The 14,556-nt window shown below is 57.0% G+C and carries 11 protein-coding genes; all 11 read right to left on the minus strand.

What is annotated here, in order from left to right; genetic code table 11:
• Positions 1 to 2 precede the first annotated feature (2 nt).
• A complete protein-coding gene (locus C0623_02555) occupies positions 3 to 1,040 on the minus strand; it encodes a hypothetical protein (protein ID PLY03093.1) in 1,038 nt (345 codons plus the stop codon).
• Positions 1,040 to 2,410: a hypothetical protein gene (locus C0623_02560; protein ID PLY03094.1), complete on the minus strand. Its 1,371-nt coding sequence runs from the start codon at positions 2,408 to 2,410 to the stop codon at positions 1,040 to 1,042. The genes C0623_02555 and C0623_02560 overlap by 1 nt, the downstream gene beginning before the upstream one ends.
• A complete protein-coding gene (locus C0623_02565) occupies positions 2,385 to 3,422 on the minus strand; it encodes a hypothetical protein (GenBank protein PLY03095.1) in 1,038 nt (345 codons plus the stop codon). Before C0623_02565 ends, C0623_02560 begins: the two co-directional genes overlap by 26 nt.
• Positions 3,419 to 4,606 (minus strand): hypothetical protein, encoded by a 1,188-nt coding sequence (locus tag C0623_02570; protein PLY03096.1) that lies wholly within the window; start codon positions 4,604 to 4,606, stop codon positions 3,419 to 3,421. The genes C0623_02565 and C0623_02570 overlap by 4 nt, the downstream gene beginning before the upstream one ends.
• Positions 4,606 to 5,700: a hypothetical protein gene (locus C0623_02575; GenBank protein ID PLY03097.1), complete on the minus strand. Its 1,095-nt coding sequence runs from the start codon at positions 5,698 to 5,700 to the stop codon at positions 4,606 to 4,608. The genes C0623_02570 and C0623_02575 overlap by 1 nt, the downstream gene beginning before the upstream one ends.
• A 7-nt stretch (positions 5,701 to 5,707) precedes the next feature.
• The gene (locus tag C0623_02580; protein ID PLY03098.1) at positions 5,708 to 8,140 is read right to left on the minus strand and encodes a hypothetical protein; all 2,433 of its coding nucleotides are present in this window, start codon (positions 8,138 to 8,140) and stop codon (positions 5,708 to 5,710) included.
• The gene (locus C0623_02585) at positions 8,127 to 9,977 is read right to left on the minus strand and encodes a hypothetical protein (GenBank protein ID PLY03099.1); all 1,851 of its coding nucleotides are present in this window, start codon (positions 9,975 to 9,977) and stop codon (positions 8,127 to 8,129) included. Before C0623_02585 ends, C0623_02580 begins: the two co-directional genes overlap by 14 nt.
• 281 nt (positions 9,978 to 10,258) lie before the next feature.
• Positions 10,259 to 11,701, minus strand: coding sequence for a hypothetical protein (locus C0623_02590; GenBank protein PLY03100.1), 1,443 nt, complete (start codon positions 11,699 to 11,701; stop codon positions 10,259 to 10,261).
• A gap of 175 nt (positions 11,702 to 11,876) precedes the next feature.
• Positions 11,877 to 12,833, minus strand: a complete 957-nt coding sequence (locus tag C0623_02595; GenBank protein ID PLY03101.1) for a hypothetical protein — start codon at positions 12,831 to 12,833, stop codon at positions 11,877 to 11,879.
• Complete coding sequence (locus C0623_02600) at positions 12,826 to 13,323, minus strand: hypothetical protein (protein PLY03102.1); 498 nt, start codon at positions 13,321 to 13,323, stop codon at positions 12,826 to 12,828. The genes C0623_02595 and C0623_02600 overlap by 8 nt, the downstream gene beginning before the upstream one ends.
• Before the next feature lie 279 nt (positions 13,324 to 13,602).
• Positions 13,603 to 14,484 carry a hypothetical protein gene (locus tag C0623_02605; GenBank protein PLY03103.1) on the minus strand — a complete coding sequence of 294 codons (882 nt, stop codon included), beginning with the start codon at positions 14,482 to 14,484 and terminating at the stop codon, positions 13,603 to 13,605.
• Positions 14,485 to 14,556 lie beyond the last annotated feature (72 nt).

Below are 14,556 nucleotides of genomic sequence, written 5' to 3' on the forward strand. Positions count from 1 at the left end.
TTCTAGTCGAGGCTTATCGGCTCGGCAATAATCGTCATATCATTAACAACCTGATCCGCCTTGACGGTCAGGCCGTGGTCAGCACTTTTATCATACATACCGAACAGCTCGCCCGGTGTCGGCGAGTCCCCATATTCCTGGCGGGCTCCGATAAAAAAGGTCCCTGGTTGGCCGAGACTGAGGCGAAAGCGACCATCATTCCCGGTCGGCGCCGATAAAGCGGCCGGGCGCTTATGCCCGATCACTCGATCGGTATAGGCAAAAACATGCAGTCCCGCCAGCGGGTGGCCTTCGGCATCGAGAACCCGGCCCGTGACAACCGGTCCGGTCGCCTGGGTGATCGTCTCGCTCGACAACTGGCTCCTGACTTTACGGACCGTCGGAATGACGACCCGACTGGTCGTTCCGGCTTTGGCAACCAGCGGGTTGCCGGCAAAATGTCCGAGATAATCGCCTTCAAGAACCGGTCCGACCCTCTGGTCATTCATCCGCTTGCGTGCCATCAAAAAATAGCTGCTCTCCGGTAGTCCGTCAAAAGCGAAAGCCCCGTCGGCACCGGTCGGCATCGACAATCGATACCCCTGTCCTTTCAGATCGTCGGCGGCGTCGAGATAAAGATAAACGTATGCCCCGGCCAACGGCTTGCCGGCAAATTCAACGACGCCCTCTATGGCAGCGCTGTACTCGTCATCGTAGCCGACAACCCTGACCCCGGAGACCGGCACGACCTGCAGTCCGGCCCAGACATCATCGCGATCAACCGTTACCGGGTTACGGCCGCAAAAAGCGAAAAGCCGCCGTTTTTCATCGCTTGCAAACAGGGCATAGGAACCGGGAGAAACCTCGACCCGGAAATAGCCTTCAGCATCACTCGGCGCTGCAATAAATTCCGGCTCCCGGGTAAAGTCAAGATCCCGATAAAGAAAGACCTTGAGACCGGAAACCGGTTCGTCGCCGTCAACAATCCGGCCTTCAATCGTGGCTGCTGCCGCTGGCAAGGTGATGACCAGCAGCAGGAATATCATGAGCAGGGTTCTCACTATTGACTCCGCGGACCGGCATCGCGAACCGGTTTGGTGAGCCAGGGGGAATAGACGATCCGGTCAATCCGATAGCTTTCCGGACCGAACCCTTCGTAAGTGACCCACTCCTTGTCGCGACGATCGAAAAAGAACGGTAGATTCTTCTCCTTGCCGGCTTTCTCGAGGGCTGCTGTCCGGTCGCTCCACCAGTTGCCGCTGACGTCGACAATATCGTTAAAACTGGTCGGCGCCTGGCTCAGCATCGTGTTCTTGCTTTTACGCGCCATAGCCTCTTTCTGCATCAGTTTTTTCGACCCCGATCTTTTTTCCCAGTCGGCGCTCTGGTAGATCCCGAGTTCGACCCCCATCCGGTTGCCGGAGAAGTTATTGTTCCGTATCGTCGGATAAGACGAGTAATCGCAGAACATCGCCAGATCGTTCTCTTCAAAAATATTATTTTCGACCTTCGGATTCGATTTGCGATAATTGTAAAGCGCCGTTCCGTTTTTACTGAACAGGTTGTTCTGTAACAGGGGTGATCCATACTGGTCGTTGCGAACAGCCATCTTGTTGCCGATAAACCTGTTGTCCTCGAGTGCCGGATAGGCAAATGAATAATTGACCAGGGCGATCTCGTTGTCGACAAACCGGTTATGGCGTATTCGCGGTGTGCTCTTGGTCTGATTGCAGTAAAGAGCCAGCCGGTTATTGGTGAAAATATTATCTTCAATCACATCGGGATAAGGCTGCAGCAGGCCGATCCCCTGTTCATTGTTTTCAAAGGTGTTTCCGGCAATCCGACCGCGGCTGTTGTGCGATGCCAGGATAGCTGTCTTGCCATGACCGACAAAGGTGTTTTCAAGGATCAGCGGATTTGATCGCATTTCATTATCAATCGCCATCTCGTTATCTTCAAACCGGTTCTTTTCAATCCGCGGCGATGCTTCACGCAGTAACTTGATTGCCGTCCCGCAATTGGTGAAAACCGAGTCGGTCACTGAAAAATCGGTCGCAATGCTGCTGATCGCCGATTCGGCGCCATCGACCCGGATCGCCGAGAAAAGGCTCCCCTTTTCACCTTCAACAAAATTGATTCCCTGCCAGCCCGGCGGCGACTCGATAACGACCGGGCGCCGGGCACTCCCCCTGACCTGGATCACTCCGGAGACATCGATATTGGCCGAAGGTGAGGTTACCTTGATTTTACTGCCGGCCGCCACGATCAGAGTGCTGCCGCGCGGAATCCTGAGCGCTTCATTGAGAACGACTTCATCCTGCCAGACGGTTTCGCCGGCCGGCAGTTGCTTCAGCGCGAATGCCGGTATCGCTGACAACAACAGCAGCAGGATAGCCGCTGAAACTCTATTGCGCATCTGCCGGTTCAACATCTATCACCACCTCCTGCACCACTGCCCCGTTTTTGAGCTTGATCGCATGATCTTCACTGCCGGAGAATTTTCCGTAGAGTTCACCTTCGACAGCCGGTCCGCCGAAATTTTTCCGGGCCAGCAGATAATACGAACCGGCGGCCGGAAGAGCCAGCTCAAACGTGCCGTCCGATCCGGTTTTTGGTGAGAAGAAATCGGGGTTTCCGGTCATTCCCGGCTGTCGATAGGCAAAGACATGCAGCCCGGCAACCGGCCGGCCGCTCCGGTCACGGACGACGCCGCGGACACCGCTGAACGGCACACCTTCCCCCTCTTCCAGCATCGGCATCCGGGTAATGGTCTCAAGTTCGACATCGACAATACGGTTTGGTTCGACCCGCACCGGGTTGCCGTAGTAGTAATTGAAGTAATCACCGATCTCGATCGGCCCGAACTGTCCCCCCTTCGCCCTTTTACGGGCGAGCAGGTAATACTCTCCCGGCGGCAGGCGCAGCCGGAAGTCACCTCGCGCCACCGGTTGAACAAAGTACCCCGGGCCCTTGAAGCCCCGTGAGGCATCTTTGTAGACGTAAAGATAGGCACGTTCCAACGGTTCCCCCTGGAAGCTTAATCGCCCCTTGATCCCGGAGTAACCGGAATCGACCGGTGCCGTCTCTTCCGGCACCCTGATCAGGTTGAAGCCGACGGTTGTTTCGTGACCGGCAACCACCCGAACCGGACTGCCGCTGTAATAACAGAAATAGTTCCCCGGCTTCGGTTCCCCTTCATAGTCACGCGCCGTCAGGTAATAGCTTCCGGGCTCCAGTGCCAGGCTATAGGTCCCATCGACCTGCGAAGGGCCCGATGCGGCAACGACGCGCTCCTCGGCAATATCGGATATACTCTTGTAGGCACGTACGGTCAGACCGGGAACCAGCTCACCGCGCCAGGCGATTCGCCCGCGAACCCCGGTTGCAGCCAGGGCTGTTCCGGCAATCATCAACAGGATTACGAGTAGACCGATTCTCTTCATTTCTTCTCCGGGGCGCCGAACACCGGCTGCCGGCGCCAGGGATGAACATCTACCTGATCGAGCGGGTATTCGCGGCCTTCCTCGATAAAGGTCGGCCGATCACGGCCGTCATCGATAAACGAGAGATTTTTGCCTTGACCGTTTTCTCCCAACTCACCGGCAGCCTTGGCTCCCCACCAGTTCTGGCGGGCATCGACCGTGCCATCGAGTTTTGGTGGGGCCGGCAGGCCGGTCGCCGACTTTTCGATGGAGCCAAAAGCCGAACGGGTGCTTTCGGCCTGGCGCGCCTTATTGCCATTCTCCCGCTCCCATTGTGACGACTGGAATTCAAGGAAAACCGCTTTGCCGTTTTCAATAAAATCGTTGTTGCTAATAACCGGATACGACGAGAAGGCGACCTTGACCCCGATGTCGTTACGGAACAGCAGGTTTCTCTCAATCAGCGGGTCGGCCCGTCGGTAAAGGGAAATACCGACCTCGTTATCGCTCACATCGGAACCGCTGATTTTTGGTTTCGCTCCCTTTTCAACCCGGATGGCGATCCGGTTGTGGTCGAAACAGTTGTCAGTAATTTCCGGGTTACTGCCGGAGTAGGCGACCATCAAGGCGGTCTGTTCGTGGCTGAACACGTTGCCGGAAAACCGCCGTGGTGTCGAACGGAAGATATAGGCGCCATACTTGCCATTCCGTTCAAACCGGTTATTAAGGATAGCCGCGGCCGAGCCATCCTTGACAAAGAGACCAACCTTGCGGTTGTTGCGGAATGTCGCACCGGCCAGCGTCGCTTCGGTTTGCTGACGCAGCTCGACACCAACATCATTCTGTTCAAGAATCAGGCCTTCAAGACGCGGCTCGCCACCGATCACCTGCACCCCGATGCGTGCATCCCGGATCGCGCTTTCAGTAATCAGGGTATCCACTCCGGTACCCTTGAGCACGATTCCGTTCCAGCCCTGACCGGAAAAGGTGACACCGCGAGCCGTCATTCGGCCGGCGACCTCGAGTGTTCCCCCGGCGGCAAAACTGATTCGGCTGTCGGGTTCAATTATCAGATGCCCGCCCTGATCGACCCGGACCTTGTCGGATATCGTCTTGTCGCCGCGCCAGGTCACGTCGCCGTCAATCACTTGCGCGACCACGGGAGTTGCACTACAGAAAAGCAAAAAGAAGACAAGAATGCGCATTACCAGACCTCCCGCACAATAATATCCGAGAGCGCCTCAACCTGCCCGGCTTCAACCCGGACCGAATGATCGGCCTGGCCATCATGGGTGCCGACCCATTCACCCGGTTCCAGCGGTCCGCCGTAGGTGCTGCGGGCCCCGAGATAATAGGTTCCGCCGGCACCGAGGTTGAGTACATAGCGCCCGTCCGCTCCGGTCGGTGCCGAAATATAGGTCGGTTTGCCGACCATCCGGCTATCGAGATAAGCAAAGACAAATATACCCGAAACAGGTTGTCCGTCGCGATTGACAACCCGCCCTTCGAAACGGGTCGCGGTCTGCTCGAACTTGCCTTCGTCAAGTTTTTTCGTCCGGGCGGTCGCATCAACGGCCGCAAGTCTGAAATCGCCGATATCACGGTATTCACCGGCCGCGACCGAAATCGGGTTGCCCGGATAATTAGCATTCAGGTCGCCCGCCTCCGGCTCACCCATCCTTCCGCCATCCGATCTTTTACGGGCGGCGAGGAAAAAACGGCCGGACGGCAGATCGATCCGGAAGCGGCCGTCATCTTCACTTTGTACCGCCTCTCCGTAAGAGGGCCCGATCAGCCCCGATTCCGACTCGGCATAGACATAGACGAAACCGTGCGACACTACTTCCCCCTGGTGAACAAGCCGGCCGACGATGCCGGTTTGCGGTTCGGCGATCAGTCCGCCATCCCGTCCCATCTCGCGCAGGGAGAATGGCGCGACCGTACGGACCCGGTCGGTCACCTCGATCGGGTTGGCCGGACACTCGGCCATCAGCATGCGGGTCCGGCCGTCTTCGGTCATCTCTTTTTTCTTGCCGATGATAAAATATTGACCGGCTGGCAGATCGATCCGGAAACGGCCCGCCGAATCGGTCGAGGTGGCTGCAAACGGCAACGTCGACCGATCCTTTTCCGCCTTGAGGTAAATTTCGACACCGGCACCGGCCAACGGCTCATCACCGTTGAGGATCTGTCCTTCGAGGCCACGTTCACCCGTTCCGGTACAGGCCGAGAGAAAGAGCGTCAGCGCCGTTACCATCAGCACCAATATATTGATTCGTTTAAACACCATATTCAGCAACACATTTTCAGGCAGACCGTGTCGGCATCAGTACCGTAATCAGGGCGACTAGATATACAACCGTTCCGAAAACAAGCGTCAGGGTGAAACCGAAATTCATCGCAAGGACGACGGCAAGCAGCGCCCCCCAGACGCTGGTTGCACTGTTGATCCCCCAGCTCCACGCAATGCCATCCGCGGTCGGATGCATCAATTTCATTCCGACCGGCAGCGGCATCCCGAGCAATATCCCGAGTGGGGCCAGCAGCAGGACCGACAGACCGCAACGCTGCAGCAGCGAGGCAGTCATCGCCGCATCGAGGATACCCGGCAGAAACCATATATAGACCAGAGAGAGCAAGAGCAATGCCAACAACGCGCTGCCGAGAAAACGTCGTTCCCGACCGGCTGCTAACGGCCCGGAGATGAGCGATCCGAATCCGGAAAAAATCAGCAGGGCGCAGAGAATCACGGCCAGGGCATAGATCGGCTGACCGAGGAACAGGATAAAGCGCCTGAGCAGTCCGATCTCGATCAGCATGAAGCCGAGGCCGAGGCAACTGAAATAGAGAATGCGGCGCAGCGCCGCTGGTTCACGGAGGGCGGAGCGGCGCCAGATCAGTAGCGGCAGCAGCAGGAAAACAGCGACAATAACGGTGACTACCAGGAGCAGGTTGCGCAGGGTTAAAAGGGCCCGGTCCTCGAAGGAACTCTGCTCGGGAAACGAAAATAGCTGAATAAAATCAGCGGGTTTCAACATGTAGTAGAAAAACGGCTGATCATCGGTGGTCGGCCGCAGATCAAACGGGATTGATTCATAAAAACTTTCGCTTCCGCCTGAGGCAATCAGCTTGCCGAAACTGCTGCTTGCCGATCGATCGTCCGGCAGGTAGACGATCCTGAAACCCTTTTCCGCCGACTCTTTGCGCAGGGTTGCGATCTCGGCGGCGGTGAAAGGTGAGCGTTTGAGCATGACATTGGCGAGCCCGCGTTCCTTGATAATTGCCAGGTGAGCGCCCGGATCATCAATCTCTTTTTCCTGAAGCAGGGCGAGCCCGAGCGAAACCAGGCGCAAGGTTTCACGCTCGAAAATAAAGCGGGCAATCGTCAGAATTCCGTCATCTGTCAAGTGGTTCCAGTAATCGCGAAACGCCTCGACCGTATAGAGATTGTTCTCAGAAAGGGTGAAGGCACCGGCCGCCGGCGCGGTCCGCCCGAAAACGGCTGACGCCTGGATCACATCGTACCGTTCATCGGATCGTCGAATGTAGTTTCGGCCTTCGTCAATAGCGACCCGGACGTTCGGCTGCCGGTACAGCTCGCCGGTGAACGCCCCGAACTCCTGGTTAACCGCCTGAACGATCAATGAATTCATCTCGACCGCAGTCACGTCGCGGGCTCCCATTGACAGGGCAACCAGAACATCCTTGCCGCCGCCAGGGCCGATAACCAGGGACTTCGCCCGGTCATGCAGGCTGTACGGCAGGGCGATGACGTTGCTGCGGAAAAAATCATCGTAGGCATCACCGGCGCGGTACATCGTCGTGTAGCCGGTATCATCGACGACCATGCCGAGCTGCTCCGGTATCGGGCCCCGGTAATTGCGCGACAGCCCCCAGGCCTGGTTCATTTCCTGGCTCTGCGATGGATAGACGGCAACCCGCGAAAATGAGTTCCAGCTGCTCCAGAGCAGGTTTGGCTCGAACCGGCCACGGACAAAACGGATTTCGGCAAAACCGTTTGCCATGTTGGCAATCCCGGCGGCCAAAAGAATTATTGCGATAAAGATCGTCGCCCAGCGGAAACCGCCAATTCGCCCTGTTTTCGGCAGGAACATCAGGGCTGCCAGCAGCCCGGTCAGGGCAATCGCCAGAATCGCGGTAATGCCGCCGAGAAGATGGAGCAGGAGAATGATCAGCAGACAGCCGAATCCGGCCCCGAGCAGATCCCAGAAATAAACGCGGTTGATCTCGTTGAGGTAGCGACCGAGGATGAGGGTCAGGGCCAGGCCGCTGAAAAAAAACGGCAGGGCGGTGACCAGGTAAAGCGCCGTAAGGGCCGGCAGCATTTCAAGCGCCATCCCCTGCTCGTAAAATCCTTGTTGAAAAGTCTGATAAAAGGGCTGATGAAAAAAAGATAAAACCCGGAATCCGAATTGCGGCTGAAGACGGAACAGGACAAATACGGCAAAAAAGAGAGAGACCGACAGACCGAAAAGAAGGCTGCATCGAGCGGCAATCCGCCGGGTCTCGGCAAACGGGAACCATCCCGGTTTCAGATAAATCAGCAGCGCCGCCGTCCCCATCCCGAACAGGGCCAGGGAGATCGCCATCGATGCAAAGTGATACCACATCAGCACCGAGAAAATACGGGTGAGGATGAGTTCGTACATCAGGGTCGCCAGGCTGATCAGAAAGACCCCGAAATAGAGCTTGCGGTCGGGGCGATCAAGGAAGGGCATGATCTGTCACCCCGGAGTCAACCGGCTGCAGTGCATAGACACTCCGTTCGCGACCACCGATAATATAGTTGCCGTCGAAAACCAGTGGCCTCCCCTGAACCGCTCCATCAAGACGGAACTGGCTGACAACCGTGGCGCTATCTTTGCCGATGATCGACAGGTTGCCATCATTATCACCGAGCAGAATCCGGCGGCCCGCCAATAGCGGCGACGAATAAACCGGGCCAAGCCCGGTCTGCTTCCAGATGGTACGACCATCTTGCGCCCGGAGTTTCCAGAGGGAGCCGGCCGTGGTCCCGAGATACAGGATGCCGTCGGCATAAAGCGGGCTGCCGTAAAAACAGACCTCATCGAGAGCCTTCTGCCAGCGCCTGTGGCCAGCCCGGTCGAGGGCATGCAGTTGACCATCACGTGTGACGACAACCGGTCCTTCCGGGGTCACTGCCGGCGTCGAAAGCAGCGGTGCTCCGAGATCGAGCTGCCACAGAACTTCGCCGTCGAGACCGAGAGTCGTAAATTTGCCACTACCGCTGACCACGTAGAGCCGGTCCGAGTCGAAGGCGGGTGCGGCGCGCAAGGGGATTCCGGCCTCAAACTGCCAGAGGCGCATGCCGCTGGCAGCGTCAAGGGCGTACAGGGTACCGTTCCAGGCCGGCAGAAAAACCTTGTTATCAGCAGCGACCACCCCACCTTGACGATGATCATCGGCCGGCGAGGGAGAATAACTGAAACGCCAGAGCTCACGGCCATCGGACGGGTCGATGGCATAAAGCTCGCGTGCCCAGTTCTGGACATAAAGGGCCCGTTCATCGAGGGCCGGCTCGCTATCGACTACATCACCGAGCTGCCGGACCCAGACTATTTTCCCTGAAGGATCAAGAGCCGTTATCGTCCCATCCCAGGAGCAGACGATCAGCTGACCGTTGACCTCAATGACCGATGCATCGACAAAACCTTTGGTGGCATAACTCCACACTTCCCGGATCTCGGCGGCATCCCGGGGTCCGGTCCGCTCAACCCAGCGGTCGGCCGGTTCAATATGGACCGTACCGATCTCCGGCTCGACCCGGCTATCGTGAATCGACTTGCCGATCTCCGCAAGCTGGTTCGATCCCCACCAGTTCGCGCGGAGGTGGACCTCGCCCTTAAAGAAATCACCGAGCCTGATATTGTCGATATTGTCATGGATATTGTTGTGGTGGATGTTCGATTCCCGATCGGTCTCGAAGAGAAAAATACCGGAGCCGTTATTGCGGATAATATTCCGGGTGACTTCGACGGTCGCGTTCCGAAAGTTGATCGCCTTGCCCTGATTATGTTCGTAGAGATTATTCCGGAGGACGATCCGGGCTTCGCCGAGACGGCAACCGTCGATATTGTGATGGATGAAGCTGTCCTCGACAATCCCGCGGGTAAAATGGGCATGCAGAGTGTAGGCTGAATCCCGGATTTCACAATAACGAAGATGGATATTTTTGGAGAAATCGACCCGGATCTCGAGCCAGTCGGCCGGCTGCGGGTTCTCTTCGGCACTCCTGAAGACGATCGGATTGGCCCGGGTGCCGAGAGCGTTCAGGATCCCCTCGACAACCAGGGTCCCGTCACCGAGGCCATCGGCATCCCGGTCGCGCCGCACGAAAGCGATCTCGGTGCCGGGCAATATCGTCAGGGTTGCCCCCTTGGCGACCTTGACCGAACCGTCGATCAGGACACGCCCCTGCCAGGTCGTATCGACGGCAATATGGGCATCCTCCAGAACCAGGATTCGACCCGGTCCGTGCGCACTGCAAGCTGCTAACAATACAGCACTAATTATGACAAAAAGAATTCGCAACATAGACCCGATAGCAAAGCACAATCTGTTCCAAGAAATGAAAGAAGGACCGACATTTCTGCCGGCCCTTCTTCCTTAATGACTTACAGCTGGAAACTTATCGCTTACAGCTGCTGAATGACCAAAAGGTCATTTAGCATGGGTGAACGTTGCCGCTGCCAACAACTTTAGGCTTCATGTACTTTTTCATAATACTCTCCTTTGATGAATTCTCTGTGGGGACACCGCTGAAGCAATGTCCCCGGTTACGTCAGGGACTGTCCCCGCATGGGGGCTGTCCCAGTTTATTGATTAATCGTTATCGTTTCGCCACTGCTCGCCTTGGCGGTCTTGCTGGTGCCGTCGGCGAAGGTGACGGTCACATCATAGCTGCCGCTGGCGCCGAAGTGGGCGACGTTCGGACTCTGTGCACAGAAACCATCGGCTGATTTCATCTCGCGGGTGGCGACGGTCTGACCGTTCTTCTTCAGTTCGACCTTGGCGCCGTAGCCGGAGCCTTTGCCGCTGACCTTGACCTTGATGAAGTTGCTGTCGTTCTGCTGGTTCAGGTAGAGCTTGTTGGCGGCGCCCCAGTTGACGACGTAAAGGTCGAGGTCGCCGTCGTTGTCGATATCGGCGAAGGCGGTCCCTTTGGTGCGGACGGTCGAGCACTGGATCTGCGGCTGGTCGCCGGCGACGTTTTCGAAGTTGCCAGAACCGTCGTTGACGTAGAGCTGGTTGGCAAGTTTACAGTCGCCTTCGTAGAGGTCGACGTCGCCGTCGTGATCGATATCGCCGAAGGTCGGGCCTTTGCCCCACCCTTCGTGGGCGCCGGCCATCTTGTCGCTGGCCTGGGTGAAGGTGCCGTTGCCGTTATTCAGGTAGAGGTTGTTTTTACCAACATAGTTGGAGACGAACAGGTCCTGGTCGCCGTCGTTGTCGATATCGGCGAAGGTGGCGCCGAGGCCCCAGTTTTTGTCGGCAACGCCGGCCTGTTTAGCGACTTCGGCAAAGGTGCCGTCGCCGTTGTTCAGGTAGAGGCGGTTCGCTTCACCGACCGGGTAGCGGCCGTTGACGACGTAGAGGTCGACATCACCGTCGTTATCGACATCACTCCAGACGCCCATCCAGCTCCAGGAGGGGTCGCCGACGCCGGCCAGTTCGGTAACATCGGAGAAGGTGCCGTCGCCGTTGTTGCGATAGAGGACGTTCTTGGCGCCGACGCCATAGTTGGCGCAGTAGATATCGAGAAAACCGTCGCCATCGTAGTCGGCGAAGGAGGCGCCGTAGGTGAAGGCCTTGAGGCCGACGCCGGCTTCATTGGTCACGTCGACAAAAGTGCCGTCGCCGTTGCCCTTGAACAGGCGGTTGGCTTCGATCTCGTTGCGGCCGCCGGTGGCGAGATAGAGATCGATGTTGCCGTCGTTGTCGTAATCACCGAACACGCTGCCCATGGCGAAGCCGGGGTAATCGATGCCGGCACCGGCGGTGGCGGTGATATCCTCGAAACGGCCGTTGCCGCTGTTGAGGAAGAGCTTGTTGGCGCCGCCCTTATTGGAGACGTAAAGGTCGACCAGGCCGTCGTTGTTGACATCGGCAAAGGCGACACCTTTGCCGAGACCGTCGTCGGCGACGCCGGCCGCGGTCGAGATGTCGGTGAAATCGGCGGCAAACGATGTGCCGGCCAGCAAAAGAAGACCCAACCCACCCATTAAGAATTTAAAAAACATATTCATTCTCCTTTTCATCGAAAAAAAGATCTATAGATCATATTAAACTGGAAAATTGCATTAAACAATAAAATCGTTCCCTCGCCATAAATACTAACAATATATGCTCTAACAATCTAACCTCTCATACCAGGATTGCAATGAAATCTGGCAGATTGTCGTCAACAGATTCGGAACAGTGGTCAGAACTCCATCAATAAATCAACTGGTAAGCCCAGCCAAGCAGCATTGATAAACCGAGGGTCGCCATCAGGAAAACGCCGACAACCCGCGGCCGAAACATGCCGGTCAGGGCAATCATTGCCGGCAGGCTTGAAACCGGTCCGGCCATCAGGAATGTCAGCGCCGCCCCCTGATCTATACCCTTTTGCAATAGTCCCGCCAGAATCGGAATCGCCGGGATCTGATTGACCGGCAACGGCAGCCCGACGAGGGCAGCCATGATAATTGACAGGAAGCTATCCTGTCCGACCAGGGCGACGATCCATGACATCGGCACCAGGGTGACGAGAATCGCTTCTATGACGATGGCCAAGAGCAGGAACTTGCCGACGAACAGGAAGGCATCAAGGCTCCGGTCAAAAATAAACCGCAGCCGGTTGTCCCGCGGCGTAATCGACATCGACTTGACCCGGATGCCGGCCCCGGCGCCGATCTCGGCCGCCGGCGCCAGAGAGCCATCTTCCTTGTAGACCGGCTTGAGCCGCAACAGGTCACCGGCGAGATAACCGCTCCGGATGAGCAGCGACGCAACCAGACCGGTTCCGAGACCAACAAAAGCAGCCCCGACCAGCTTCATTATCGCCCAGTCGGCGCCAAGTCCGCGCCAGGTCAGCACCAGGGCATCCGGCCCCATGATCGGAGAGGTCGCGAGCAGTGCCAGTAATGGCGGCAGAGGCGTTCCGATCATCGCCAGTGAAATAGCAACCGGCAGAATGCCGCAGGCACAGAGCGGCGAAACCATACCGACAGCGACGGCAACGACAACGCCGAAGATCCCGGCCCGGTTGACCGCATTGCGAATCTTGAGATCGAGCTTGTAGCCCTTGATCACCCCGACAAGAATAACCGAGAGGAGGAAAAACCACCACATCCGCACAATCTCATCCCGCACGACCGTGATGATCTGCATGAAAACGGAATCAGCCATTCGGGTCTCTCTTGTCGATTGCACCGACCCGGACAGTAATCAGATCGGCATCGGCGGCCTGCCACAATCCCGGCAACAGGGCATCAAGTGCAGCTTCCCGGCGAGTATCGCGTGCGCTCCGCTCCTCCTCAGTCAGACCGTCCCATCCCTGCTCAAGCTCATGGCTCAGGCGACGATAATCGCCGGCGATCTGCATGGCGTTTTCGTTGAGACTGAGAACGACACCGTTGCCGGCGTCATCATAAAGCTCGAGGCAATGACGCCCCTCGGCCGTCACCGCCAGGTTGCCGTCCTCTTCACTGCAACCGATCGTCAGAGCGATCCAGTCGAGGGCGCAGGTCCGGGAATGGTAGACGCCGCGCAGGCTCTCCCTGTCGAGCTGCGGCAGCGCCATGGCGGCAAGACCGAGCCGGCCGCCGAGGGTGCTCATCGGACAGCGGTGCCCGTGCTTCTCGTAGATGCGGGCGAATATTTCGGGGACTTCAATCATAAACAAGTTCCAACCACAGAGCACACGGAGAGCACAAAGAAAGTCAAAATCGTGTTTAACGCAAAGGCGCAAAGTCACTAAGTAAGAATAAACCGAGTAAAGGTTTAAAGAAAAACCAAAAAAGAGCGAATGTTTTTAGCGCCAAATCTCAAGGAGCGGGTAATTTTGCGGCAAATTGAGGCGCGTCAGCGATGGCCGCGCAGGCGTAGTCAGTATCTACGTCAAGCACGACAGAGCGCAGCGCAACAAAAAGTTGACGTAAAAGAACCACTCCAAAAGTTAAAATTCGTAATGATGCGGACAGTCAGTCTCCCTGATCTCGAGATATTTCTTTGTCATATCCGGTGTCAGGAACTGCCGTACTTCCTTCAGCGCTTTTTCGAAATGCGCCTGGGTGACGATCTCGGCATCTTCCTTGATCGCGTTGACGGTGGCCCGCTTGCAGAGCGATTCGATGTCCCAGCCGACATAACCTTCGGCTGCTTCAGCCAGTTTGTCGCGGTCGATCCCCGGCTGCAGATTAGGCATCTGGTCCATATATATATCGAGCATGCCGCGCCGGTCCACAGCCTTCGGCGGATGGACAAAAACCTTGCGGTTAAAACGTTTCTTCTCCTTGATCAGCGCCTGGTCAACCGTATCAATCCGGTAGCAGGAACCGAGCAGCATGACATTCTCGACCTGGTTGATCCGGTCGACCTGCTCGATAAAGAGTTTCGACAGATCCTTGTCGGCGAAGGTTGGCGGCACCGCCCGCAAGTTGCCGGGACTCCATTCATAATCACAGCCGGCGCGCGGACAAAGCCACTCGCAATCGGAGATAAAAAGAACGCAGGGCGCTTCGTGAATAGCGAGATCAAACGCCTCGACCAGTTCCGGCCCTTTGCCGAGCATCTCCTGCCCGGAGATGTAGACAAAGGTGACGCCGGCCTCCCTGGCGCAGGCCTCGGCCAGCATGGTGATGCCGGTGCCGAGCGGCCCCCACATCATGACGCCGGCCGGGATGCCGAGCCCGTGCTGCTTGATCTGCTCCGGCTTTTTCAGCGGCAGGCAGACCATCTCTTTGAGGGTCTCCTTGACATCGGCGTAGCCGCCGATATCATCCCAGTCAAGGATCGGATCCCGGACTTCGTAAAAAATATGTTCAAGCTTTTTGTGCATGATCGCGAAATGCTCCGTTATAATAGGTTTTACTACTCGACCTGATTTAAAACCAGATCCTTATATCAGCAA

Source organism: Desulfuromonas sp. (genome assembly GCA_002869615.1).
GTDB lineage: Bacteria > Desulfobacterota > Desulfuromonadia > Desulfuromonadales > UBA2294 > BM707.